16 protein-coding genes and 1 pseudogene are annotated in these 25,348 nt (G+C 49.0%); 11 read left to right on the forward strand and 6 right to left on the reverse strand.

Going from position 1 to position 25,348, the window contains the following annotated elements:
- Positions 1–15 precede the first annotated feature (15 nt).
- The 3 genes from H8B09_RS26420 to H8B09_RS26430 all read left to right on the forward strand — a co-directional run bounded on the left by H8B09_RS26420 (position 16) and on the right by H8B09_RS26430 (position 5,687).
- The gene (locus H8B09_RS26420) at positions 16–1,725 is read left to right on the forward strand and encodes an ABC transporter substrate-binding protein (RefSeq protein WP_191206595.1); all 1,710 of its coding nucleotides are present in this window, start codon (positions 16–18) and stop codon (positions 1,723–1,725) included.
- Between the two features lie 141 nt (positions 1,726–1,866).
- Positions 1,867–2,829, forward strand: a complete 963-nt coding sequence (locus H8B09_RS26425; protein WP_191206596.1) for a glycosyl hydrolase — start codon at positions 1,867–1,869, stop codon at positions 2,827–2,829.
- A 77-nt stretch (positions 2,830–2,906) separates the two neighbouring features.
- Positions 2,907–5,687: a DUF8487 domain-containing protein gene (locus tag H8B09_RS26430; RefSeq protein ID WP_502572621.1), complete on the forward strand. Its 2,781-nt coding sequence runs from the start codon at positions 2,907–2,909 to the stop codon at positions 5,685–5,687.
- 90 nt (positions 5,688–5,777) lie between these two features.
- Here H8B09_RS26430 and H8B09_RS30795 read toward each other — a convergent pair whose 3' ends face one another.
- From H8B09_RS30795 to H8B09_RS26440, 3 genes and pseudogenes are all read right to left on the reverse strand, one after another.
- Positions 5,778–7,277, reverse strand: a complete 1,500-nt coding sequence (locus H8B09_RS30795; protein WP_263576162.1) for a glycosyl hydrolase — start codon at positions 7,275–7,277, stop codon at positions 5,778–5,780.
- Between the two features lie 111 nt (positions 7,278–7,388).
- Positions 7,389–7,601, reverse strand: a pseudogene (locus tag H8B09_RS30935) (carbohydrate-binding protein); the annotation flags it as partial.
- 572 nt (positions 7,602–8,173) lie between these two features.
- The gene (locus H8B09_RS26440) at positions 8,174–9,178 is read right to left on the reverse strand and encodes a polysaccharide deacetylase family protein (RefSeq protein ID WP_224754031.1); all 1,005 of its coding nucleotides are present in this window, start codon (positions 9,176–9,178) and stop codon (positions 8,174–8,176) included.
- Between the two features lie 362 nt (positions 9,179–9,540).
- Between H8B09_RS26440 and H8B09_RS26445 the strand changes: the two genes are divergently transcribed.
- Positions 9,541–10,851, forward strand: coding sequence for a VWA domain-containing protein (locus H8B09_RS26445; RefSeq protein ID WP_191206599.1), 1,311 nt, complete (start codon positions 9,541–9,543; stop codon positions 10,849–10,851).
- A 78-nt stretch (positions 10,852–10,929) separates the two neighbouring features.
- Here the strand turns inward: H8B09_RS26445 and H8B09_RS26450 are convergent, their stop codons facing one another.
- Positions 10,930–12,426, reverse strand: a complete 1,497-nt coding sequence (locus H8B09_RS26450; RefSeq protein WP_191206600.1) for a glycoside hydrolase family 43 protein — start codon at positions 12,424–12,426, stop codon at positions 10,930–10,932.
- Between the two features lie 131 nt (positions 12,427–12,557).
- Positions 12,558–13,421 (reverse strand): AraC family transcriptional regulator, encoded by an 864-nt coding sequence (locus tag H8B09_RS26455; protein ID WP_191206601.1) that lies wholly within the window; start codon positions 13,419–13,421, stop codon positions 12,558–12,560.
- A 211-nt stretch (positions 13,422–13,632) separates the two neighbouring features.
- Here H8B09_RS26455 and H8B09_RS26460 point away from each other — a divergent pair, with 211 nt between their 5' ends.
- The 6 genes from H8B09_RS26460 (at position 13,633) to H8B09_RS26485 (ending at position 22,482) form a co-directional block, all read left to right on the forward strand.
- A complete protein-coding gene (locus H8B09_RS26460) occupies positions 13,633–14,523 on the forward strand; it encodes an ABC transporter permease (protein WP_224754058.1) in 891 nt (296 codons plus the stop codon).
- A 12-nt stretch (positions 14,524–14,535) separates the two neighbouring features.
- Positions 14,536–15,441, forward strand: a complete 906-nt coding sequence (locus H8B09_RS26465) for a carbohydrate ABC transporter permease (protein WP_191206603.1) — start codon at positions 14,536–14,538, stop codon at positions 15,439–15,441.
- A gap of 79 nt (positions 15,442–15,520) precedes the next feature.
- Entirely contained in the window at positions 15,521–17,242 is a 1,722-nt protein-coding gene (locus H8B09_RS26470) for an ABC transporter substrate-binding protein (protein ID WP_191206604.1), read from the forward strand.
- A gap of 300 nt (positions 17,243–17,542) precedes the next feature.
- Positions 17,543–19,060 (forward strand): glycoside hydrolase family 43 protein, encoded by a 1,518-nt coding sequence (locus H8B09_RS26475; RefSeq protein ID WP_191206605.1) that lies wholly within the window; start codon positions 17,543–17,545, stop codon positions 19,058–19,060.
- 17 nt (positions 19,061–19,077) lie between these two features.
- Complete coding sequence (locus H8B09_RS26480) at positions 19,078–22,005, forward strand: glycoside hydrolase family 3 C-terminal domain-containing protein (protein ID WP_397376099.1); 2,928 nt, start codon at positions 19,078–19,080, stop codon at positions 22,003–22,005.
- A 174-nt stretch (positions 22,006–22,179) separates the two neighbouring features.
- Positions 22,180–22,482 carry a YjcN family protein gene (locus tag H8B09_RS26485; RefSeq protein WP_191206606.1) on the forward strand — a complete coding sequence of 101 codons (303 nt, stop codon included), beginning with the start codon at positions 22,180–22,182 and terminating at the stop codon, positions 22,480–22,482.
- 36 nt (positions 22,483–22,518) lie between these two features.
- Here H8B09_RS26485 and H8B09_RS26490 read toward each other — a convergent pair whose 3' ends face one another.
- The gene (locus H8B09_RS26490) at positions 22,519–23,367 is read right to left on the reverse strand and encodes an AraC family transcriptional regulator (RefSeq protein WP_191206607.1); all 849 of its coding nucleotides are present in this window, start codon (positions 23,365–23,367) and stop codon (positions 22,519–22,521) included.
- Between the two features lie 175 nt (positions 23,368–23,542).
- Here H8B09_RS26490 and H8B09_RS26495 point away from each other — a divergent pair, with 175 nt between their 5' ends.
- On the forward strand, positions 23,543–25,228 hold the full coding sequence (locus H8B09_RS26495; RefSeq protein ID WP_191206608.1) for a glycoside hydrolase family 2 protein: 1,686 nt from the start codon (positions 23,543–23,545) through the stop codon (positions 25,226–25,228).
- Positions 25,229–25,348: the final 120 nt, after the last annotated feature.

The following is a 25,348-nucleotide window of genomic DNA, read 5'->3' on the forward strand; positions in this document are numbered from 1 at the left end:
GGGAGGTTTCGCTTCATGAAGGTAACCAAAAAAGGGACGGTCACCACTTCTTTGCTTGCGCTGTCAGTAGTAGTAGCACTTACGGGTTGTTCGAGCAATAAAGGATCGTCAACAACAGAAGGGACTCATGCAGAGGAAGGTTCGACGTCTGGGACAAGCCTGAAACCCATTACGCTCACTTATTTCTCGGAGGATTCGAGCACGAACTGGAATAATATGAAGGACGAAGTCGGCAAGGTCATTGCAGAGAAGACCGGCGTAACTTTGGATGCTGAGTTCGCAGTCGGCGACCCGGTTCAGAAGATTTCATTGATCGCAGCGACAGGCAACTACCCCGATCTGATCGCAGCCAAGGCGGATGTAGGCAAGCTGGTTGACGCAGGAGCCATCCTCGACCTGACGGATTTGATTGATAAGCATGCTCCGAACATCAAGAAAATGCTTGGCGATAAGCTCGTTCGAACGAAGTACAGCCTTGATGACCAAGCGATCTATGCAATTCCGACCTGGTCCTCGGTCGATGAGAAGAAGTTCAAAACGGATGGCGGCTTCGAGCTTCAGCATCGCGTCGTGAAAGAAGCGGGATATCCGGAAATTCGTACCGTGAAGGATTACGAGAAGGTCATTCAAGATTACATCGCGAAGCATCCAACAGACGAGAATGGCAATAAAAATATCGGTTTATCCTTAAATGCAGACGATTGGCATATGTATCAGGTAACGAATTCGGGATTCCAGACGACTGGCGGACCCGATGACGGCGAGTACTACATCGATCAAGAGACTCACCAAGCGACGTATCATTTCCGTCGTCCAGAGGAGAAGGAATACTTCCGCTGGCTGAATCACATGAATGATATTGGATTGCTTGATCCAGAGAGCTTCGTGCAGAAGACGGATCAGTTCAAGGCGAAGGTCGCATCGGGCCGCGTCCTTGGTTTGGCCGACCCGGAATGGGATTATGGCGATGGTCAGAACGCGTTGAAAGCAGCAGGCAAGTTCGATCAGACTTACGGCCACTATCCAGTCACGATGAGCAAGGATTACAAGGATACGAATTTCTGGCCTGCAGGCTTTGACGGAGGCTATGGCATCTCGATTTCCAGCAAAACGAAGGATCCGGTTCGTGCAATTCAGTTCCTGGACTATCTTGCATCCGAAGAAGGCCAAATCCTTGTGAACTGGGGCATTGAAGGAAAACATTATACGTACGAGAACGGTAAGCGGACGATCATTCCAGAGGTACAGCAGCGTATGGATAAGGACGGCGCTGCCTTCCAGAAAGAGTCCGGCATCGGTCTGTACTGGAACATGATGGTTCATTACGGCGACGGAATTAAAGATTCTACAGGCAACTTCTTCACGCGCAACTATCCGGAGATGCTTACAGCGACGTATAATGAGGCGGAGAAGGAGACGTTAAAGGGGTACGGCATTGATCATTGGAAGGATCTCTTCCCTTCGGAAGAAGAGTTCCAGCCAAGAGCCTATGGTGCGGCGTACACGATGTCCTTGCCAAATGATGATCCCGCAGTTATCCTCGGAGCGAAGATGAAGGATATTACATGGAAGCGCATCCCGCAAGCTGTCATGTCGAAACCGGAACAATTCGATGCGATCTGGGACGCTTATATGGCGGATCTGGAGAAGGCTGGCGTAGAAGAGATGGAAGCATCCTATACGAAGCACATCCAAGATCGAATCAAACTGTGGTCTAACCAGTAATTCAGGTTTGAATAAACGAAGGGGCCGTTCTCCATTTCCTTATCGGAAAGGAGAAGCTGCCCCTTTTTTTCTCATCGTGTTAGGTGAGCTGTTGGACAAAGAAAGAAAAAAGTAGAAATTTAAGAGGAGTGGATCATAGAGATGCCGAATGCAGTTCCTTGTAATCCGAATGCCATCCATGAAGTAAAAGCCGTTCTACGATACTTAAACGAAATATGTGGAAGAGGTATCCTTACCGGACAACATACTCAAACGAATGTACAGAAAGAGCTTCTGTATATTGAACAAGTCACAGGGAAGCTGCCGGCGTTATGCGGGTTTGAGCTGTTGAGTTATTCGCCTAATATTAACGAGGCTAAGAGCAGCAAGGAATGCTTGCTTGAAATCGAAGAGAACCGCAATACGCTGGACCGAGCTTGGGAATGGGCGGAACGTAAAGGGCTGATCACATTCACATGGCATTGGTTCTCTCCCCTCGGAGGTTGGGATAAGTCCTTCTATTCCAAGAATACGACCTTTGATGCCTCCAAGGCTGTCGTTGAGGGAACAGCAGAGTATAAAGCGCTCATTGCTGACATGGACCATATGGCTGCCATACTGATGCCGTTCTGTGAGAGACGAATTCCGATTCTATGGCGACCCTTCCATGAAGCAGAAGGAGATTGGTTCTGGTGGGGGCATAAGGGGCCGGAAGTTGCCAAGCAGCTGTACCGCATCATGTATGATCGGTATACCCATGTGCATGCGCTTAACAATCTGATTTGGGTATGGAATTCCCCATTAGCAGAGGGATATGTAGGTGACGATGTGGCAGACGTCATATCCAGGGATCTGTATCCTCCCAAACACAGCCATACCGACTTAAAGTCGGAGTATGAGGAATTAATTCGGATTACTTCAACTCCGAAGCTCGCAGCCCTAGGTGAGATTGGTGTACTGCCTAGCATTAAGCAGCTATCGCAAACTAGAATTCCGTGGTTGTGGTACATGATCTGGTCCAATGAATTCGGAGCATCCGGAGAGTGGACCTCCGAGGAGGAGCTTCGCCAAGCGTACCAGCATGAATATGCGATTACATTGGATAAGCTTCCCGCATTGTATTGATCGAACGTTACTCTGAAGAATAGGACGTGATGGGGATGCTCGCTTGTTTGCGTTTGGAAGGAAGTTGGAGTCTTCAATTGGATGAAGGAACAAAGGGACTTCAGCTCCCCTTTGAGGAAACGATTCAGCTGCCAGGCACAACGTCGTATGCGAAGAAGGGGACCCGAAACGACAGCGTTCATCTTAATCATTTGACCGATGAATATGCATTCGAAGGCTTCGCTTGGTTCTCAAGGGAAATCGATATTCCGGACGAGCTGCACGGACAAGTATGCCTGCTGTATCTGGAACGTACAAGAGTCACTACGGTCTGGATCGACGATCAAGAGATTGGTACTCAGAACAGCTTGTCCGCACCGCATGTGTACGATCTGACTCCGTACATCCGCAGAGGCAAGCAGCAGATCACCATCCGCGTCGACAATACGAACTACCCGACCAAAGGAGGACATCTTACTTCTCCGGACACGCAGACGAATTGGAATGGCATTACAGGACGGATCGAGCTGCAATTCTATCACGAAACGCATTTGCAGGGCGTCAAGCTGTTTCCCCATGTGTCGGAACGGTCCGTTACGATTCAGACGCAGATCGCTGGATCGATGGCCGGCATGCAGCTCAAGGTTTCTGCCGAGAGCTTCAACGTAGATCGACCACACATCGTTTCGGAGCAGGTGTTTATCGTGGACGCTGCGAATCTGACTGTCCAGTATGCGCTCGGTGATGAGGCACATCTGTGGGATGCGGAGTGTCCGGCTCTCTATAAGGTAACCTTGTCGCTGTACGATATGGCAGGAAATGTGCTGGATACCTATGAGGCGGCGTTTGGGCTGCGTGAATTCGCGGCTGCGGGGGACAAGTTTACGATTAACGGTCGGGTGACATTCCTGCGTGGCAAACACGACGGGCTATTATTCCCGCTGACTGGTTATGCGCCTACGACGGTGGAAGAATGGCTGCGTATTCTAGGTATTGCCCAGTCGTACGGCATTAATCACTATCGTTTCCATACCTGCTGCCCGCCGGAAGCAGCCTTCACAGCGGCTGATATGCTTGGAATATACATGGAGCCGGAGCTGCCCTTCTGGGGTACCGTTACAGATGAAGGGGATGAGCGACATACCGAACAGGAGCAGCAGTATCTGATCCATGAAGGATTCGCCATGCTGGATGCGTACGGCAACCATCCATCCTTCGTTATGATGTCGCTGGGGAACGAGCTCTGGGGCAGCAAGGATAAACTGAATCACATCCTGAAGGGGTACAAGACGTACGATAACCGTCATTTGTACACGCAAGGATCAAACAACTTTCAGTTTGTCCCGGACATTCTTGAGGAAGAGGAATTCTACTGTGGCGTCCGATTCGACCGAGATCGGTTGTTCCGGGGATCTTATGCCATGTGTGACGCTCCGCTCGGGCATATTCAGACGGACCGACCAAGCACGATGAAGGATTATGATACAGCGATCATACCGCCGTCTGTTGAGCATCCTGCTGGAAGTGCGCTTGAAGGTGGACTGATTCAAATCCAATACGGGACGGAAGCGCGAACGGTGCAAGCCGAGCACACGACTGGGGAGCTGGTTCCGCACATTCCAGTTGTATCGCATGAGATTGGACAATTCGCTTCTTATCCCAACTTCAAGGAGATTCAGAAATACACAGGTTCGCTGAAGGCAAGGAACTTCGAAGTGTTCCAACAGCGATTAGCGGATAAGGGAATGGCTCATCTAGCCGAAGCGTTCTTCCGCAACTCTGGACAGCTGGCAGTTGCCTGTTATAAGGAGGAGTTGGAAGCTGCCTTCAGAACCCGGCGATTGGCAGGGTTCCAGCTGCTCGATCTACAGGATTTCAGTGGCCAGGGTACGGCGCTCGTCGGGGTTCTAGATGCTTTCATGGATTCCAAGGGCTTCATTACCCCTGAAGAATGGCGAACCTTCTGCAATGACGCTGTGCTGCTGGGACGGTTTCCGAAGTATCAATATACGGCAGGAGAAAGCTTCGAAGCTCGCATTGAACTGGCTTATTATCGCAGCGAGCCGCTATCTTCCGCGACTCTTCATTGGGAGTTGTCAGACGGAGACCATGTCCTCGCAGCTGGACGTGCAGTCGTCATGATGGACGGAGCGAGTGGGGTGAACCATATCGCCGATATCGAGACCATGCTTCCTGATGTGAACGCAATGACGAAGGTATCGCTGTCTTTACGTATTAAAGGGACGGACATATTCAAGCGTTATGATTTGTGGCTTTACCCACGTGAGATCGTAAGCGTCGAACCAGTTGAATTCCATCTTGCACGGGAATGGACGCGCGATACGGAAGATCGGCTGGCAAGAGGGGAGAATGTCGTACTCATCCCGAACTTGAATCGATTGGCGCATTCGATTGAAGGCTTGTACTGTACGGACTTCTGGTGTTACCCGATGTTCCGTTCGATCTCCGAAAGCATGAATAAGCCTGTGCCGGTTGGGACGATGGGACTGCTAATTGATAACGAGCATCCTTCGCTTGCGCGATTCCTTTCCGCTACGCATTCTACATACCCGTGGTGGTCGATCGTGTCCAGCTCGCGTTCTATTATTCTGGATGAGGCGCCTCGGGGATTATCACCTATCGTGCAGACGATCGACAACTTTGAACGCAACCATAAACTCGGCTTATTATGGGAATGCAAAGTGCTGCAAGGTAAGCTGCTCGTTTGTACGGTAGACGATGAGCGCATTGAAGGAACGCCTGAAGGCAAGCAGTTCTTGGCAAGCATCTACAGCTATGCAGCATCTGAAGCCTTCCAGCCTAACATAACGCTTAGTACGGATGAGGTTGGAGGATTGTTTGTTCAAAATCAGCTGTAAGATGTTTGGGCAGCAACCGTCTCGGATTTGCGAGACGGTTGCTTTGCGCTGAAGTTAATCATTCGTTAGCTATGTGTCAAGTTGTTTCGTTTAACGTCTGATGCTGCTCACCGTCGCTGTAACGGATCCGGGGTTACCGTTCGCATCGACATAAGTAAAGGTGAAACTGCCGTTCCTCGTAAATATATACACGCTGGACCCGCGGTTATTCGTGATGGTCACCGGCTCCGTCATGGATAGACGAGCAACTACAAACTTGCTAGATGGATTCATTGTGCTATAAGTGATTGATGCCGAATAAAGGTTGGCCGGCAATTCATCCCTTGTTATGACATAATCACTGTTGTACACCTCTTGAATATGCTCCAGCGTGTTATACTTTCCGTCACGGATGTAATCGCCTGTCCACGTACTGAAGAAGAGCCAGTGCGCTGCATACAATTGAAGCTGTTCCGGATCAGGGATTGGACCATTCTCGGGCAGTGCCGCCATTTTCTTGTCCTGCACAAGACTCACCAAGCTGTCGTATTTGGCAATGCTTGGGCCGTAATTTCCTGCTTCGTTGTACACATCCACACTTGCAATATCGACAACATCATCTCCCGGATACCATTCTGGTTGTTCCGAGTTCCATACCCAGATGAGGTTGTTCAATTGATGATAATTAGTTAGACGATCATACATGAGTCGATAGAGTTGCTTGGCGGATTCAGGCCCTTTGGCGCCCCACCAGAACCATCCACCCTCTGCTTCATGCAGAGGTCTCCACAGCACGGGAATGTGAGCGTCTTGGAGTTTCTTCAATTGAACAGCAATCGCATCGATATCTCGCACCATTAGCTTATAGTCTTTGGAATGAGGATGCTTAAGTGCATATTGTACGTCGAATGAGGTGGCATCTGTGTAAAACCCTCTCCACCATTCCTTACCTGGAATGTCGTATAGTCCTGTTGGCGCGTTCCAATGCCAGACGAACGAGACAATGCCGCCATTTCGCGCCCATTGAATGGCTTTATCGACTTCGGTCGAGCTCGTCCCGTGTTCAACACGGGAAGGAGAGTAGTCCATCATATCGGTTGACAGTATGGCAGGATATTTCCCCGTTTGCTCCTTAATCCACTCTGCGTCTTCAAGAGTCTGCTGACCGGACAAGATGTTCTTGCCATAATGATTAACGAAGTAGCTCATGAGCGCCTTCGTTTTTGTCGTTGCGTTCGGATTGACGAGTTTAGCAACGACCTGGTGCTGATTAGCTGCTGCAGCAGTAGAGAGCTCAACGTAGTCGATATTGTACCAACCCCAATTCGGATTGAACTGAATCGTATTGCTTCCTGCATTCAACATAATCTTCCCGCCCTTAATCTCGGAGAAGCTCGAAGTCGCAGGGAGTGACAGCTCATTGGCCTGGCCATTGACCACAAGCTGTGTTTTCTTGTCACCGTTTGGTGCACTGTAACCGATTACAAGATCGTAGAGACCACTAACGCTCGCGTCATAGGTCAACGTGAGCGAACCTGTGCTTTTGAAGGCAGCGTATCCGGTGCCGGAATAACCCGTATCGGTTGTGCCAATGCTAACATCTCCAGTCATGACTCCGTCTTCCGCTTCGATTTTACCGGAAGTTGCTGTCGGTGCGGCCGCTTCGACTTTAATATATTCAATTCCGTAATATCCCCATCCACGGGTAAACGTAATATCGTTCGTGCCGGAATTTAGGGCGATCCGGCTAACCATCTTCTCATTCACAACACTTCCGGCAGGCGGAGCATCCAATGTCAAGCTGCCGACCCCAGCGCCATTGACCTCGATGCCCGTATCTTTGGAGCCATATCCCTCTGGAATGTAATAACCTACGCTAAGCTTATATAGACCAGCTGAAGGGGCATTGACCTTAAAAGTGGCTGTTCCGCTCGGTTGACCGGAGTTTTGATCGTCGTCATAGAAGAAAGATACATATCCATTGCCCTTGTATAAGGTGTCCTTGGCTGGGGAGAAGTAAGCTTCTCGATACCGCTGCCCTGAAGAATGGCGTCCTTGTAGTTGCTGACAATGTCACTGCTTTCTGATTTGATTGTTGTAATTGCAGATTCAGCATGCACTGCTGCTGGCACAACGAATAAAGATAAGCACATCAATGATAGTAGGATGGAACGTGGAATACGATTAATTTCCCTAAACCTCGAAGCTAGCATACAACCACTCCTCGAAATAGATTCTAATGATCTCTGTACAATAAAGGCTGTGGCAAAAAGGTGTGTTCCTGTTCTGTTGTATGCGTTTTCAGATTAATCCGTACATAATATCACCTCTCTTACTGCCATCTTAAAGCAGAGAGGAGATCGTGCCTATTCGATGAATTATGGCTAAATTCATCTATAAATTATGGATGGCTCGAGAAGGATAGGAAGGAGTGAATAAGGTGAAGTTGATTAGTTTTGGAAGGGGATAAATAAGAAGAAGCCGTGGATGTCCACGACTTCAAGTTGTTATTCTGGGAACGGATTGCTTCGTTTACGGAACTTCCGATACCCCATATAGCCGATCCCAATCAGGACGAGGAATCCAAGTGCCCAGTATCTTTTGCGATGAGGGGCTTGTTGAACGAATTTCTTTGTTTTATGAATGATTGCGTCTTTGCTATATGGATGAGCGGTTCTTAAGATTGCTGCTTCTAGATCGGCAGGCGTAATAGAAGGGCTGCCTCCGTTGATTCTTGGGATTTGCAACCAATTCGACTGTCTAGTAGCGATGTCTTCTCTAACTGTAAAAGCATATTGGATATTGGCTTCTCGTACAAGATCCATCGATTCCTGATCATGCATGCCATAGGGATAAGCAAATGTATCAATCGGATTCTTATTGATAGGAGCTAATTGATCTTTGCATGCGGCGAAATCGTCGAGTATCCGTTTCTTATGCTGCTCATCGGTTTCTGTCACCCCATTAACCGTAAGGCGGGCAGTCAGGGCATCATACCGGTTGTCGACTTTGTAGTGCAGCTTATTCGTATGGCACTGCACCTCTGCAAGATTGTCTGCCGTGACTTGTTCCAACTCCGCATGGGTCATATGAGGGATATACCCGTATTTCTTATTATCGGTAGCGCTAGTAATGATAAAGGCGACAGATGGAATACGCTTTGATTTGAGAATCGGATAGGCCAGATTGCTAAAGCTCTCGTAACCGTCGTCGAATGTCACGAGCACCGCATTCGGAGGAACGCTCCCGCCATTCATATAATCGATAAATTGTCTTAGCGAAATGAAATTATAGCCTTTCTGCTGCAGGTAGGACAATTGATCGTTGAATTGAGTGGTCGATATAATGTCTGGATTAGGTTTGTTGCTGCCATCGGTCATGTGATGATACATGAGAACAGCGACCTTGTCATCGTATTCTGACTTGGATGCAGCCGCAGCCGTATGAACAGTTGGAATCATGAGAAGGAATAGAGTAGATAAGACCATAATTGTTCGCTGGATCGTATTCAATATGCAGCACACTTCCTTGAATCAGTATAAGTTCCTTTGTTTCAACTTTGATGCTTTACTGGTAAGTATAGCAACGAATTTCCCATATATGAAGGGTATGTATGACGAAATATTGAAGGCAACATAAGGGAAGGGACTCCGACCGGTGGAGTCCCTCCTGATGTATAAACATATTCCACTATCTTCAAACCGCAATCTTCAGATAAGGACTTCGTCATGAGGAACTTGTACTTTTCTTAAATCTACGATTAACAACTGAAACTTATTTGATTTACTTTCGTTGATATTCAAAAGTAGGGATTTTGAGAGTGATGTAAAAGAACTCGTAGAAACAATCGAAACGATGAATAGGAGGGTGCAGCATGCAGCTTAGTAAAGGACAGAAAATCGACATTACGAAAGGTCGTTCGATCAGTCGGTTAACACTTTCATTCGGTTGGGAAGTTCGAAGGGCGGATGTCAGTGTCGATGCCTCAGTATTTCTGTTGTCCAAGGATAATCGATGTGTGCAGGATCAGGATTTGATTTTCTACGGCAATCCTCATTCTGCTGATGGTACGGTTATTTATTCCCAGGATGGTACGGGCAAACAAGGGACGCTGCGCGTAGGGCTCCGTGATTTGCCCGATCGAATCGACAGGCTAGCTGTTACCGTATCGATCTATGACAGTGCGAAACGCGGTCATACGATGAACGATGTATCGTCGTTATACGTGAAGCTCATGGATGATGTCAGCGGCGCTGTTATTGCGAGTTACGAGTGCGGGGCGGATGTAGCCGCCGAAACGGCTATCATTGTGGGAGAGTTGTACCGTTACCAGGGCGAGTGGAAGTTTAGCGCGGTTGGCAGCGGATTTTATGGCGGATTAGAGGCGCTTGTTACTCACTATGGACTTGAACTCGAACAGGAAGAGGGTCTCTCAGACATTGCAGCAGCGGTAGAGGAAGTGAAGGCCGCGATTGCAGAGCAAGCTCCTTCTCTAGCCGTTCCAGACACGACTGTCCATTCGACTATCGATTTACGTAAGAAGGCAGTCGAATTCACTTTGAAGAAAAAGCAGCTGACGGACGTAGTCGCACGGGTTGGTGTTGTGTTAGACATATCTGGATCAATGCAGTATCAATATCGCAGCGGCATTGTGCAGGACGTTGTGGAACGAGTGCTTGCCATTGCGTGCAAGTTTGACGATAATGCAACGCTTGATGTATGGATCTATGACAATGAGTTTTCTCGGATGGCTTCGGTGACGGAGTCGAGTTTACAGCAATATGTGAAGAAGCAAATTTTGGACAACCCGTTCGTCCATAAGTTTGGTCGTAATAACGAGCCGCCAGTAATGGAAGACGTCATTCGCAAATATACGATCGAGGAAAATTCGGATACGCCTGTATATATCATTTTCATCAATGATGGCGGTGTGCAGAAGTCCATTCAGAAGGTGATCACTCGTTCCGCCGTTCTTCCGATCTTCTGGCAGTTCGTCGGAATAGGCGACTCAAGCTTCGAGGTGCTGAAACGGCTGGATACGATGCAGGGCAGAATCGTCGATAATGCGAACTTCATTCATTGGGACAAAATCGAGCATGTGTCGGATGAGGAATTGTACGACCGGCTGCTGGATGAGTTTCCGCAGTGGATCCGAGCGGCGAAGCAGAAGGGGATTCTTCGATAAAGCTTATTCGGCTAGTTTCGATATCATAACTCTAGAAAGCCGCGGACCCAATATCCGCGGCTTTTCATCTTTTCCTTTTTACAAATATTCACACGCAAACTTCGTAAACTCAGCCTTCGCGCCTTCTCCAATCGCATACAAGCCGATAACGACGCCTGTGAAGCCGCCGGCTACTTCAGAAGAGAGGTACTTGGTCTGTGCCGTGCCGAGTTCAATCGTCTGGCCTCCGGCTCCTTGGATCGAGAAGCCGTAACGTTCAGCTGAAGCCTGAATGTGAAGCCGTACATCCGCACCTGTATCGATCGAGACAACCTTCTGTTCGTGTTTAATATCGCCGATGTTAAGACGCAGTACAGCTTCGAGTTGATCGCCGATCTGGCGAATTGCCAGATCGTAATGATGGCTCTCGTCCATGTACAAGGTAATGCCAGCCTCGCCGTTGTTCGTCAGAGTCACTTGAGACGAAATCGAAGCATTGAAATCTCGTTGACGGATTCCGAGGAAAGTAGGCGTATCCGCTTGATCAAGCGTCACAGCTGTTCCTGTAAGCGTCAGTTTATCGTCTTGCGGCAGGTAGTTCTCCACATGCGGGTGACGCAGAAAAACCCACTCGAGATCCCACTTCGTATTGTTGAATGTATAGAGCTTCTTCTCTTGCTGTACCACATGCTCGCCAATCCGGTCTGTCTCGATCTCGGCGCGCGTCGTTCCATTGTGACCCGCTGTAAACCAGCCATCCTCATCGAACGTAACCGGTGCAAGGAATACTTCACGTCCAAGATGGTGATAAGCGATCCACTGGCCGATCTGGCGGAATCCGAGGTGGAAGATCCACCAGTTGCCGTCTCCATCTTGAATGAGATCGCCGTGGCCGATCGCTTGAATTTGATAGCCGCCAAGGTTCTTGTTCGTCAGAACCGGGTTATGCGGGTAGGCTTCGAAAGGACCATGCAGCGATTTGCTTCGAGCGTACGTGATCATATGGCCGAACTCGGTGCCGCCTTCGGCTGCCATCAAGTAGTACCAGCCATTGATATGATACATATGAGGGCTTTCGAGATAACGGCCGCCTGTCCCTTTCCAGAGCGGACGGCTAGGCGTAAGCATAGTTCCTGCCTCAATATCGATCTCGCATTGCAAAATAACGCCGCGACCATCCTCGTCGCTGCCATTGCTCATGAAGTAAACGCGGTTGTCTTCAAAATACAGATCCGGGTCGATGCCGCCTTGTTCGATGAAGATTGGTTCCGACCATTCGCCATAAATATCGTCCGTCCACACGTAGAAGTTCTGGCGCGTCGTATCGTTCGTCGTTGTCATATAGAATCGTCCGTTATGATGACGAATCGTAGGGGCGAACACGCCGCCGGAGCTGTTTACTTTCTCCAGCATGATCTGGCTAGGCCGCGTCAAGACATGACCGATAGGCTCCCAATTGATTAGGTCTTTACTCTCGAACAGTGGGACGCCTGGGAAAAATTGAAACGAGCTGCATACCAAATAATACGTATCGCCAACCTTGCAAATACTTGGATCCGGGTAGAATCCTTTAACAACCGGATTGTTAAATTTCATGTGAATTCACCTCTTTTATTGTTTATCGAAAACGTTTTCGGATATCGATCAATGTAGCATCATTATAGAGTGACGATTTATAAATCGCAACATACAAACTCGGTTTCACTCGATTTTCAAAGAGCTGACCATCATCGCTGCTGCCGATATTTCTTCGGTGACAAGCCCATCACTTTCGTAAACTGCCGTGTGAAATAATTGCTGTCATTGAATCCGCTGGCAAGCGAAACCTCCATGATCGAGAGGCTGGATTGCTTGAGCAGCGAACATGCATGCTCTAACCGAAGTCGTTGGATATAGGAGAAGGGCGTTGTTTGATAATAAGCCTGAAACACCCGATTCAGATGCCTCACCGAAATGCCGGAATAGGATGCGATTTCCTCCAGAGACAGTGTCTCCAAGTAATGATCCTCGATATACGACATCACATTCGCCAAATTCATCAGATTGCTCTGCACACCTTGTAATTCCTGACCTTCGTATTGCCTGGACAAATAAACGACAAGCTCTAGAAAACGCGAAGTAAGGATCGTCTGATAGCCCTGAAGCTTGTTCGTATACTCCTCAATCATATACGCGATGCTCGAGAAGACGTATTCGAGATTGGTGATCGGCAGGCTTAGCTTGCTTTTATAATCCTGGATTTTACGATAGAACGGCTCCAAGACGAACATCGCTTGAAACCCATTCGACGTTCTTAAGTCGTGGCCGGCGGCACGCAGCATCTCGGGACGATACATGATGTTGCAAATTCGGAAATCGTGAGGGTCCTTATACGCATGCAAGGTCTCGCTGTCTATAACGAAGACGTCGCCTTTCTTAATAAAAGAGGCCTCGGTATTCACGATATGGGTCGCATTGCCGCTTAATACGATAACAAGCTCGGAGAAATCCTCATGCTTGTGGAGATCCATATCTTCATCGTGACCGCCGTATTGGATGAAGAATTGGAAATCCTTATCCGTCGTAAACCAATTCAATTGGACGGTAATCAAGACCATTCCTCCTTTCCTAACCACATTAATTTCACGCCTAGCTCCATTGATGTCTATATCATGCTAGTTTCTGACCTGAAAATCAAGGAATGTTCCAAAGTTCCTGCCCTATAATGAGCACTGACACAAATATGAAGGAGTGATGAGGGTGTCAGACCTACCATTACAGAACAGCCAGCGAAGCATTGCCCGAAGGGGTTTCTGGCAGCGGATGCTCCAGCAGAGATATCTCTATTTCATGGCGATTCCATTTGCGATATGGGTGTTCCTATTCAGTTATCTGCCGCTGTGGGGCTGGACGATGGCCTTCCAGAAATTTCGGGTCGGACAATCGTTCTTCGATCAGAAGTGGGTTGGCTTCGATAACTTTCGAATGCTGTTTCAGGACGACCAATTCATCAATGCGATGCGCAATACGCTTGCGATGAGCCTTATGGGACTTATTGCAGGATTCACCGTTCCGATTATTTTCGCGGTACTCCTGAACGAAGTCCGAATATCGTTCCTGAAGCGGTTTGTTCAGACAGTTTCATATTTGCCGCATTTCGTATCTTGGGTAGTCGTCGCCGGCATTATCACGAAGATGTTGTCGACCGACAACGGCGTCGTCAACCAACTTCTCATGAATTTGCATCTTATCAACGAACCGATTGCGTTCATGGCGAAGGAGAATTTGTTCTGGTATGTCGTGACAAGTGCGGATGTGTGGAAGGAAACAGGCTGGAACGCCATTATTTATCTCGCAGCGATTTCTGGTATCGGCCCGGAGCTGTATGAGGCAGCCCGCGTGGATGGCGCAAGCCGATTGAAGCAGATGTGGCACATTACACTGCCGGGCATCCGTTCCACAATTATCATTCTGCTCATTATGTCGATCGGTCACTTGATCAGTATCGGGTTCGAGAAACAATTCCTCCTTGGCAACAACCTCGTCAAGGACAAGTCGGAAGTGCTTGATTTGTATGCGCTTAAATACGGACTAGGCATGGGCCGTTACTCTTTCGGTACCGCCATCAACATATTTAACTCAGTTGTCAGCTTGATTCTGCTCTTTGTCGCTAACGGGATTTTCAAGAGAGTGACCAAAGAGAGCATTATGTAGGAGGTTATCCGCTTGGACATTAGTAAACGATCCAGCTTGTCGCTGCCGGACCGCTTGTTCGATATCGCAGTGTATGTCGTTATCGCGTTGGTTGCCATATGTACGCTTTATCCATTCTTGAACGTACTTGCGATTTCGCTCAACGATTCCATCGATACGGTAAAGGGCGGCATTACCGTCTTTCCAAGGCAATTTACATTCGATAATTATTCATTGATTTTCTCTTTCGATGGGCTGCTAACCGGCCTGAAAATATCGATCCTGCGCACCTTGGTCGGTACGCTGCTTGGTCTCATCAGTGCATCGATGCTTGCCTATGTACTGAGTCGTACAGACTTCCAAGCCCGCAAATTTCTATCGACTTACCTGGCCCTCACGATGTATGTGTCGGGCGGTCTGATTCCGTTCTACATTCTGATGCGGGATATGCATCTCATCGGCACGTTCGCGATCTATGTGCTGCCAGGAGTCGTAAGCGCATTCAACGTATTCGTCATGCGCTCGTTCATCGACGGTCTCCCCGGCGCGCTTCAGGAATCGGCGAAGATTGATGGCGCGAATGACTTCATGATCTATTGGCGCATCATTCTGCCGCTAACAACGCCGGCGCTTGCCACGATTGCGCTGTTCCTTGCGGTCGGTCAATGGAATTCGTGGTTTGACACATACCTGTACAACGGCTCCAAGCCTAATCTGACAACCTTGCAATTTGAATTGATGAAAGTGCTTCAAAGCACGCAGATCGGCAGTGACGGCAATGTGAATGGACAGAACATGAACCAGTTGATGAATCGGATTTCGCCAGAGTCCGTTAAGATGGCGATTACGATCATCGTTACCGTTCCGATCCTCGTCGTTTATCCGTTCTTGCAGCGATATTTTGTCAGCGGCATGACGCTTGGCGCGGTGAAGAGCTAGCGTTTATATCACACAACAATCGGTATTGGCAGGGCGACCTGTTTTATACAATATAAGCTGAACTTGAGGGGGAGTTTCAATGAGCAGCATGAAACGAATGACAGGACTAGGCGTCACGCTGACGCTCGCTGTTGGCCTGCTGGCAGGATGCGGCGGCAGCAATGATGATGACAAGGGTGCACAGACTACAGAGACAGGGGATACGTCAAGCGCGGATCAGACGAAGACTGACGATAAGTCGCCTATTACGTTCTCGTTCTTCGCCGAGGATGCGAATCCGAACTGGCAAGGCATGAAGGATCAAGTTGGACAGGCCATCACGGAAGCAACTGGCGTTACACTGAATGCGGAATTCGCTGTTGGCGACCCTTCGCAGAAGGTGGCACTCATTGCAACGAGCGGCGATTATCCAGATCTGATCAGTGCGAAAGGCGATTTGAGCAAGCTGGTCGACGCAGGCGCGATGCTTGATCTTACCGATCTGATCGATAAGTACGCGCCTAACATCAAGAAGCTGTTCGGCGATCAAATGAAGCGTCTCCGCTACAGCAACGACGACCAATCGATCTATGTCATTCCGACATACTCGGGGATGGACAACAAATCGTTCGTAGCCGGCGGCGGCTTCGAGCTGCAGCACCGCGCAGTGAAAGAAGCAGGTTATCCGTCAATTAAGACGCTGCAAGATTATGAGAACGTTATCAAGGCTTATCTCGAGAAGCATCCAACCGATGAGGCAGGCAACAAGAATATCGGCGTAACGCTGAATGCGGACGATTGGAAGATGTACATTTCGGTAACGAACCCTGCAGCCGAAACAACCGGTAAATCCGGCGACGGCGAATATTACATCGATCCAGCTACCAACGAAGCTCATTATCACTTCCGTACGGAGGGTGAGAAGGAATACTTCCAATGGCTTAATCACATGTATAACACAGGTCTGCTCGACAAAGAAACGTTCACTCAGAAATCCGACCAATATTTGGCCAAAATCGCATCGGGCCGTGTCATTGGCTTGATCGACGCAGATTGGGATTATTCAGACGGCGAGAAGTCGCTGAAATCCGCAGGCAAATATGATCAAACGTATGGCCACTACTCGGTCATGGTGTCCGATAAGTACAAGGATAATCGCTTCCAATCGACTGGCTTCACAGCTGGTTGGGGCGTTGGCATCACGAAAGATTGCAAAGATCCGATTCGCGCGATTCAATTCCTCGATTATCTTGCTTCCGAGCAAGCGCAAGTGCTTAACAACTGGGGCATTGAAGGCAAGCAATATAACATGCAGGATGGCAAACGCGTTGTTCCAGCCGATGTTCAACAGCGAATTGTGAACGATAACACCGCGTTCAGCAAAGAAACGGGCATCGGCTTCTATACGAACATCGGCGCGCATTACGGCGATGGCGTGAAGGATTCGACGGGCAACTACTATACGAAGAACTTCCCGGAGCAAATCATCGATTCTTATACGGATGAAGACAAAGAAACGTTGAAGGCTTACAATGCGACGACTTGGATGGATCTGTTCCCGAACGAGGATCAATTCCCGATTAAAGCATGGGGCGCGGCGTGGAATATTGCTGTGCCAAGCGATGATGAAGTGAACATTCTGGCGAACAAGATGAAGGACATTACGTGGAAATGGATCCCGCAAGCGGTAATGGCTAAGCCGGAGGAATTCGATGCAATTTGGGACAAATATCAGAAAACGCTTGTAGATGCAGGCGTTGAGAAGATGGAGAAAGGCTTTACGCGTTATGTACAGGACCGCGTGAAGCTGTGGAATGAATAATTTGGAACGAATCGTCTCGTAACTTTCAAGCAGGTGCCCGAGAGATCAGGAAGTCAACGTCGATGTGATCGTTCATATTAAGAAGTAATTGAACAGCAGGAAACCCAAGTTCGGTTGATCCGCTTGGGTTTCTTTACGTGTGTGAAAGTCGCACCATACATCGCTTTCACGATTGAGGCTCGATAGAATGGATGTCCTTAAGATCCTATTTTGAGACCAGAAAATCAAGGCTAGTTGGATAAACGTTCAACTATAATGCTTCTCAGCAGCATCAAAATGCACAATTAGGAGAGAACATGTATGCACTACACCAATCCTGTCATCAGTGGCTTTCATCCGGACCCTAGCATCTGCAGAGTCGGCGAGGACTATTACTTGGTGACCAGCTCGTTCGAATATTACCCCGGAGTGCCGCTGTTTCACAGTAAAGATCTTGTGAATTGGGAACAGCTCGGACATGTTCTGACACGAACGGAACAACTGGATTTGCGCAATGCTAGAAGTTCAGGCGGCATCTATGCGCCAACAATCCGCTATTACGATGGCCTCTACTATATGACGACTACCAATGTATCCGGCGGCGGCAACTTCTACGTCTATACGGATGATCCTAGAGGCGAGTGGTCGGATCCGATTTATGTCGATCAGCATGGGATTGATCCCGATCTGTTCTTTGATGAGGATGGATCGGTCTATTATACAACTTCCAATGATGCCTTCGGGCAGGGGGCTTACCAGAGCCGCATCGATCTGAAGACGGGGAAACGTCTATCAGACGTGACCTTAATCTGGCGAGGGACCGGCGGACAGTATCCGGAAGCGCCGCATCTGTATCGAATCGGTGAATGGTATTATCTCATGATGGCGGAAGGCGGAACCGAATACGGGCATATGGTCACGATGGCAAGAAGCAAGCGGCCGGATGGTCCATTCGAGAGTTGCCCGCATAATCCGATTCTGACGCATCGGAGCCTGTTGAAGAGCATTCATGCAACGGGCCATGCCGACCTAGTGGAGGCGGCTGATGGCAGCTGGTGGGCTGTTTTTCTCGGCATTCGGCCTGCGGGTTATCCGAATTACCACCATCTAGGACGGGAAACCTTCCTTGCGCCAGTTACATGGACAGAAGATGGCTGGCCGATCATTGGGAATAATGGAACCGTAGATGAACAGATGGAGGTGGACAACCTTTGTGCGCAGCAGGTTAAGGTTGGTTCTGTGCGAGACGATTTCGACGCTACCTATCTCGCTTCGTATTGGAGCTTCTTGCGTGGAAATGATCAAGCGAATCGATCACTTACCGAGAAGAGTGGCTGCCTGACGTTGTTTGGTTCCGCATCAACGTTGAACGAGCTCGGCGTGCCTGCGTTTGTTGGCAGAAGGCAGCAGCATTTTGAATGCCGTGCGCGTGTGCACCTGACGTTTGTTCCGGAACGGACTGGGGACGAAGCAGGAATAACGGCATACATGAACGAGCAGTTCCATTATGAGATCGCGATCATGCAGACGCAGAGCGGGCGCAAGCTCATTTTCCGCAGGAGGATCGGTTCGATGTGGAAGGTCGAGAATGAAATGCCTTGGTCCGATGATTCGGTGATACTGACGGTTCAAGCACATAAGACGCATTATGAGTTCGGATTCGCTAGTCGGGAAGAAGAATCGGAGGTTCCATTCGGCAGAGGCGAAACAAGGTTTCTCTCTACCGAAGCAGCTGGCGGGTTTACTGGTGTATTCATTGCCATGTATGCAACAGGAAACGGTACTCGATCAGAGACGCCTGCACACTTTGATTGGTTTGATTATGAAGTCACGGAATAACGGAGGAGTGTTGTCGATTGTCAGCTAACAGTAAACCGAATGATCTCTATTGGAACGATAAGCTTCCAATAGAGGACCGCGTGAACGACTTAATTGGACACTTGACGCTGGAAGAGAAAATCGGGCTTATGCCTCAGTATCAGATTGCAGTGGAACGGCTTGGCATTCAGGCCTATAAGCATGGAACGGAGGCGGCGCACGGAATCGCTTGGCTTGGAGAGGCGACTGGTTATCCGCAGCCGATTGGCTTAGCGTGTACGTGGGACAAAGATCTGCTGAAGCGAATTGGTAGTGCGATTGGCGATGAAGCACGCGGCTTTTATAAGAAGAATCCTACGCATAATGGGCTAACGCTGTGGGCGCCAACGGTCGATATGGAGCGTGACCCGCGATGGGGGCGGACAGAGGAAGCATACGGTGAAGATCCCGTGTTGGCTGGCAAATTAACGGCTGCATTGACGCAAGGCATTCAAGGTGATCATCCCTTTTATTTGAAGGCAGTCGCGACGCTGAAGCATTTTATTGGCAATAACAATGAAGTGGGACGGGGCGATACTTCGGTCAGCCTCGATCCGCGTAACCTTCGTGAATATTACTTGAAAGCATTCGAAATTCCGTTTAAAGAAGGCGGAGCGCTGTCGATGATGACGGCATACAACGCGATTAATGGTGTGCCGGCAAACCTTAATCGGGATGTCATCGATATCGTCAAACACGAATGGAGAATGAATGGATTTGTTGTGAGCGATGCGTTCGATGTGACGGGAACAGTGCGCGATCATCACTATGTCGATACGAATAAAGAAGCGGTGGCTCGTTCGATTCGGGAGGGCGGCATCGACAGTATTACGGATGAAGCTCAAGTCGTGATCGATGCGATTCGCGAGGCGCTTGCGGACGGGCTTCTGACGGAGAATGACCTCGATATTGCGCTGCGCAATACGTTCCGTGTTCGATTCCGTCTGGGAGAGTTCGATCCAATCGAACAGAATCCGTATGCTGAACTTGACGAATCGGCTATCCTACGTCCGTTACATGCAGAATTGTCTAGGGAAGCGGTTCAGAAGGCGATCGTTTTGTTGAAAAATGAGAAGCAAACACTGCCGCTGCAAGCGGATAAGCTGCGTAAAGTTGCGGTCATCGGACCTTTGGCGGATCGTCTGTTCAGCGATATGTACAGCGGCACGCCACCGTACGCCATTACGCCGCTGCAGGGAATTCGAGAGCACCTTGAAGCAGATGGAACTCGTGTTGAAACCCAATATGTGAGCGGTGCCGATCGCATCCGATTGAAGGCGGTCAGAAGCGGGCGTTATGTCAAGCTAGGAGAAGATGAGAAGGCATCGCTGATCGCAGCTTCCGATCAAGCTGAGGATGGAGACATCCTGGAAGTGGAGGACTGGGGCTGGAGCAGTCATACCATCATCGCCGAGCGGAACAGGCGGTATCTGACGACGGATGATAAGGCGATTCATGCATCGTCTGAGCAGATTGCGGGTTGGTTTACGAAGGAAGTGTTTCATATTCATCCCGTCGATGATGACAACAGAAGTGACGTGAATATTACGACCTGGAATGGAATGCCGTTGACTATAGATGAAGAGACAGGTGTGCTGCTTGTTGGCGATGGACGTGCATCTGAAACGGCTAATGTCGTAAATGTCGGCGGTATAGAGGAAGTCGAGCATTCAAGTGTTGGAACGCCGCCAGCCGAAGCTTTCGAGTTGGAATGCGTGGCGAACGGGGTTAATGTAGCTGTAGAAGCAGCGCGTGGTGCCGATGCTGCAATCGTCGTTGTTGGCAATCATCCTCTAATCAATGGCAAAGAGACGATGGATCGGGCCGACATTACACTGGCGGCTTCACAAGAGCGCCTCGTATTGGAGGTGCTTGCAGCGAACCCGAACACGATTGTCGTCGTTGTCGGCAGCTATCCGTTTGCGTTGAACTCGCTGCAGGAGAAGGTGCCAGCGATACTGTACACTTCTCACGCGGGTCAAGAGCTAGGCCGCGCTGTAGCGGATGTACTGTTCGGTGATGTTAATCCGGCGGGCCGCGTGAATATGACGTGGTATAAGTCCGTGGATCAGCTGCCGCCACTGATGGATTACGACATTATCCAGGGTGGCCGGACGTATCAATATTTCGATGGCGAGCCGCTCTACCCGTTCGGACATGGGCTGTCATATAGCAGCTTCCGATATGACAGACTGGTATTGTCTGACGAACGTGTTGAAGCTGGACCCCAATCGGCTGTTCAAGTTACATGCGATGTAACGAATACGAGCGATCGAATGGGTGAAGAGGTTGTACAGCTCTATACACGACTGGATGTCTCGCGCGTGAAGCGTCCACGCTTGCAGCTGACCGACTTTAAGCGGATTGCATTGGCTCCTGGGGAGACAGTGAGCGTGTCGTTCCAGCTGTCGCTTGATTCGCTTGCAATCTGGGATGTAACGCGTGAACGATTCTGTATAGAAGATGGTGAATATGCGATTCTTATCGGTGCTTCGTCTAGTGATATGCGGCTGGAGCAGCGGCTTCGAATCGACGGTGAGACCATTCCTCCGCGAGATCTTATGCGAGTAACCCGTGCTGCCAACTACGATACTTACGATGGCATTCATCTTGGCGAGTGTACGGAAGGCGGCAGCGCTGCGATTGTAACGGAAGAGACAGGTTGGATCGCGTTCTGTGACGCGGAGCTTGGAGAGGGAGTCTCTGCGATCGAGCTGAGGGCTTCGAGTAAGGAAGACGCAGTTGTTGAGATAAGGCTGGATGGACCGGATGGATCGGTTGCGGGTAGATGCGTACTCGTTGCTGGAGAAGGGCGTGCTTGGCGCAGCTTCACTTGCGGACTATCGCTCGCTTCAGGCCGCCGCGATGTTTATTTAGTGCTGCAAGGATCGGTGTCGATTAGCTGGTTCCGGTTAATTGGAAGTTAATTAGAAATGGCGGTGCAGGGATGACTCCCTGACACCGCCATTTCTTTGTTGTTTCATAGGGTTGACTTCTAAAAAAGAACAGTTGAGATAATATCAATTTTTGGAAGGATTGAAGTATGATTGATATTATTATCTTGGAACCCCGGAAACGATAACTTAATGGAGGATGAACATATGGCTAACAAACGCCTTATAAAGGGAACAATTGTCATTATCGTTGCTGTCATTATTACTTTGTGGATCGCGAGCTTTTTATCGCCTGGGTTAGCAATAAGAAGGTATATTTTCTTTCACTTAAGACCATTACAGAGCTATACAGTAGAAATAACGGACAAGGATAGACATGATAGGCAGTATGGCTATCTTTATGAGGTTATTGGGTATAGAGATCCCGTTACCAAGAATGACTCAGGTGTATTCTATTTGAAGAAACACTGGATTTTCTGGACTGTTGCGAGTGTTGGTTCAGGGAGCTAGTAAGCTGACCTATGTTTGGGACAGCAACTTTCTCTATTATTCAAATTTAGAAGGCGCAACCTGATAATATTTCTTGAACGCCTTCGAGAATGTGAACGGATCCGGGTATCCGAGCAGTGTGGCGATTTGCTGCACCGAATATTTGCGCTCGTTGAGATAATCTCTGGCACGGTTCATACGAATCTGGTAGATGTATTGCCCCGGCGTTATGCCAAGCGTCTTCTTGAAGCTCGTAATGAAGTATTTCTCCGAAATACCTACAAGCGCAGCCAGTTCATTCACGCGAATGGTCTGATGGATATGATGGCTGATGTACTCAAACACCGGATGCAGCAGTTCTAAGCTCCCGCTTGTTGTTCTTGTTTCATTCCTTCCTCTGAACGCGCCGGTATATTGGCCTTGCCCGTGCAACTCGATTATCCTCGCAACTACTGCGGTTAGACATGCCTTCAGATATAGCCGGTTACCGGAAGGGGACTGATCAGCTCTGACTAACGCGTTGGTGCACAGGTCGACTTCTTCCCGTACTAGCTTATATGGAACAACACCCGACAGCTGAAAATCATTCAAAATCCGCTGCTGCTTCCCAATCTCGAAGTCGAAATGAATATAGTTGAAGCGGCAGCCTACCTGATTGACGGTTGTAGCTTTATACGGGATATCTGGATAGAAGAAAACAACATCGCCTGGATTAGCCAGATGTTCAACACCGTCTATCGTTATCGCAACGGTTCCTTCTTGTATGAACCACAGATCATAATCAATGTGTGCTCGATGTTCGATCCACGCCCCGTCGTGCTGGAGCGCTAGGAACGATTTCATGCGGAGTGAAATGAGCTCGGACAGATCACTTAGGATCCCCATATTCGCGGCTTGTTTGTTCATTATAAATCCTCTACTTATTGACATATAGGTATTGAGATTAGTATAACACTGGATTTAATGAACGCAAAGGATCGAACTTTTTGACATGAAGTCGAAACTATCACATATTCACCTTTCACTTGAGACAACTATAATGAGGTTGAGAAGAAGTATACGAATAAGGAGTGCATATGTGATGCTGCGGCTTTTTCGAACCAATGAAATACGTCAAGTTGTGGAGCTGGAAGGGGATTGGGACTTCGAGCCGACCGGGCAAGCGGACACCATACCGGAGAGCTACCAGTATCGGATTCCGGTGCCGGGCTGCTGGGAGATGCATCCGAAGCTTCACACTTATCGCGGTAAAGGGGTTTATCGCAGAACGATTCATATAGCCGAGAAGACAGCTGTTCGCTTGCTCTTCAAAGGTGTAAGCCACACTGCACGTGTCTTCTTCGACGGTGTAGAGGTCGCGCAGCATTACAATGCGTATACCCCTTTCACATCACCGCTGATTGCAGACATCGAAGCAGGTGAGCATGAGCTTGTTGTGATGGTCGATAACAGCTTCAATGAAGACTCCAAGCTGCATATCGCCAATGATTACTACACGTACGGGGGCATTATCCGCCCTGTAGGCATTGAATATATCGAGCCTGTCTATATCAAACATCTTCAATTCACGCCATCTTATGTGAACGGTCAATGGCAGGCTTCCATAGCAGCGGTTGTGACTAATACAAGCACGTCGACGGCACAGGTGCAATTGCAAGGATTGCTCGGCGATACGCCGATTACCTTCCCGGCTGCACATATTCAAGCTGGAGAAACAACAATGATCCGAACAAGCGGTGAGTTCCATAAAGTCCAGGCATGGTCTAACGGATCGCCTGCCTTATATAAGCTGCAAGTTCAGCTGTTCCGAGATGGCGAAGCGCAAGCTTCAGACGATCTAATCGAACGCGTTGGCTTCCGGACGGTAACAACGGCGAACGGACGAATTCAAGTCAATGGCGAGGACATTGTGCTCAAGGGCTTCAATCGTCATGAGGACCACCCGATCGTTGGCGCATCGTTCCCCTACCAGCTAATGGTGCAAGATATGGAGCTTATGCTGGAAGCAGGATCGAATGCTGTAAGAACAAGCCACTATCCGAATGACGAGCGTTTTCTGGATCTATGCGATGAGCGCGGCATCTATGTGTGGGAAGAGAATCATGCAAGAGGGCTCGATATTGAACATATGCGGGATCCGAGATTTCAGGAGCAGTGCCTCGTATGCAACGAAGAAATGGTCGAGAACCATTACAATCACCCGAGCATCATCATTTGGGGCATCTTGAACGAGTGTGCCAGCAATACCCCCGAAGGAAGAGAAATGTATCGCGAGCAATTAGCACAGATAAGAGGGATGGATCAATCCCGTCCGCTTACTTATGCGACTCATCATCGGGAGCATGATATATGCTTCGATCTGGCGGATATCATTTCGTTCAACTTGTATCCGCAGTGGTATACGGATGAAGATCCGGGCGAGCTTGTCGATCGGGCGCGCGGCTGGGCCGAAACGCTTGGCGGGGCGGGTAAGCCGATTATTATGAGCGAATTTGGCGGTGACGGGTTCTACGGCATGCGTGATGCAAGTCGTGTTCGCGGGACAGAGGAGAGGCAAGCAGATATTATTGAAAGCAATCTAGCTGCCTACACGTCCAGACCGTATATTTCCGGTATGTTCATCTGGCAGTTCTGCGATTGCCGTGTTGTGGAAGACTTGGGCTGGCTGTTCAGCCGTGCTGGCACGCAGAACAGCAAAGGCATCGTTGACAAGTACCGCAGACCGAAGCTGGCTTTCGAGGTTGTGAAGGAATATTTTAGACAATAGTAATAACGCTGTTCATTGCATGCCAGAAATACTTCATCAACGGTATGATGCCAGGTTCGGTGAAGGGATAAGGCGATAACTATACTTCAGTTAATCAACAGACGATAGGTTGCCCAAGCG

It is taken from the genome of Paenibacillus terricola (genome assembly GCF_014779765.1).
GTDB lineage: Bacteria > Bacillota > Bacilli > Paenibacillales > Paenibacillaceae > Paenibacillus_T > Paenibacillus_T terricola.